The sequence below is a fragment of the Streptomyces sp. UNOB3_S3 genome, from assembly GCF_020740895.1.
Lineage (GTDB): Bacteria > Actinomycetota > Actinomycetes > Streptomycetales > Streptomycetaceae > Streptomyces.
Window position 1 is genome coordinate 1 of sequence record NZ_JAILXP010000678.1, and the last position, 1,501, is coordinate 1,501.

Annotated in this window: 2 protein-coding genes; one reads left to right on the forward strand and one right to left on the reverse strand. The window is 69.9% G+C overall.

The annotated features are described in order from the left end of the window. Positions 1 to 317, reverse strand: a 317-nt coding sequence (locus K6I33_RS34960) for a DUF6716 putative glycosyltransferase (protein WP_374286665.1), incomplete at its 3' end; no start/stop codon positions are given. A 187-nt stretch (positions 318 to 504) separates the two neighbouring features. Here K6I33_RS34960 and K6I33_RS34965 point away from each other — a divergent pair. Next, a complete protein-coding gene (locus K6I33_RS34965; protein ID WP_229358818.1) occupies positions 505 to 1,497 on the forward strand; it encodes a glycosyltransferase family 2 protein in 993 nt (330 codons plus the stop codon). Positions 1,498 to 1,501: the final 4 nt, after the last annotated feature.

Here is a 1,501-nt window from a genome sequence, read left to right on the forward strand (position 1 = left end):
GCCGGGCCCCACGCGTGGGCCAGTCCGTGGAGCATCGCCTGCACGGCGCCGCCGACGCAGGCCAGGACGATCACGTCGTACCGCTCCCGGCCCGCCGCCCGGGTGAACTCCGCCCCGGTGACCTCGCGCAGGGCGTCCGCGCGGACGCCGACCTCGGCGAGCTGGCGGACCGTGGGGGTGGCGCGACCCCTGAGCAGAAAGCCGTCGAGCGCGCCTCCCGGGGCGAGCCGGTGTGCGGTGAGCGCTCCCCATTTCCACCGGGTGTCGGAGTCCGCGAGGACGGCCACCCGGGGCGGGGATTCATTGCGTGATGGCACATCGCCGACGATAGAAATGCATTCCGTTTGGCTGCCCAACGGGACTTCAACAGCCGGTAAACAGCACACCGACGATCGGCGAAGCGGTTGACGCGCAAGGGCGGTTCATCGATCCGCCGTGCTTCGTTCACCTCTCATTGTGCCCTTCGTCAGAACGAATGCCGGGGCACCACATAGCGTCACGCAGGTGGTCAAGCTCTCGGTCATCGTGCCGTTCTTCAACGTGCAGACATACGCTCCCGACACACTGAGAAGTCTGAGTGCGAACGCACGCGAGGACTTCGAATTCATTCTCGTCGACGATTGTTCGACGGACGGGACACCGGAGATCCTGGGGCGCGCGGAGCGCGAGGTGCCGGGGGCGGTACTGGTGCGGCACGAGGAGAACGGCGGCCTCGCCACGGCCCGCAACACCGGGCTGGACCGGGCGCGCGGGGAGTACGTGACTTTCCTCGACGGCGACGACTGGCTGGCCCCCGGGTATTACGAGCGGCTCCTCGCGGTGGCGGAGGAGCTGGAGGTCGACTTCGTCCGCGCCGACCACGTCCAGTGCACGGGCCGGGCGCGGACGGTCCACCGGGTGCCCGTCGGAAGACGGGGGGTGGCGCTGTCGCCGCGCGGGGCCATACTGCCGGCCGACCGTTCCACGTCCGTCGACTACGCCTACGCCTGGGCGGGCATCTACCACCGCCGGCTGCTGGACGAAGGCCTGCTGCACTTCACCAACGGCCTGCGCACCGCCGAGGACCGGCCGTGGATCTGGCGGCTGCACCGCGAGGCGCGCTCCTTCGCGGTGACGGGACTGCTCGGGGTGTTCTACCGCCGGGGGGTCGCCACGTCGCTCACACAGATCGGCGACGTACGTCAGCTCCATTTCCTGCGCGCATTCGATCAGGTAATCGAGGAAACGGCGACGGACCCGGAGGCGGAAAAGCTTCTCCCCAAGGCCGTCCGAACGTACTGCGCGATTATGTCCCACCAGTTGGGCACCATCGAACGATTCGAACCCGAAGTCGCCCGGGCGCTGCGGTCCCTGAGCGCGGACGCCCTGCGGCGCATGCCCCGGGAACTCGTCACGGACGCGCTGAATTCCATGGACGAGGAGCGGGCCGCCCGGCTGCGCCGGCTGCGCCGCAGGCCCGTCCGGCCGGTTCCGGCCCGGCTGGGGGCGGCCGCCTGATGCC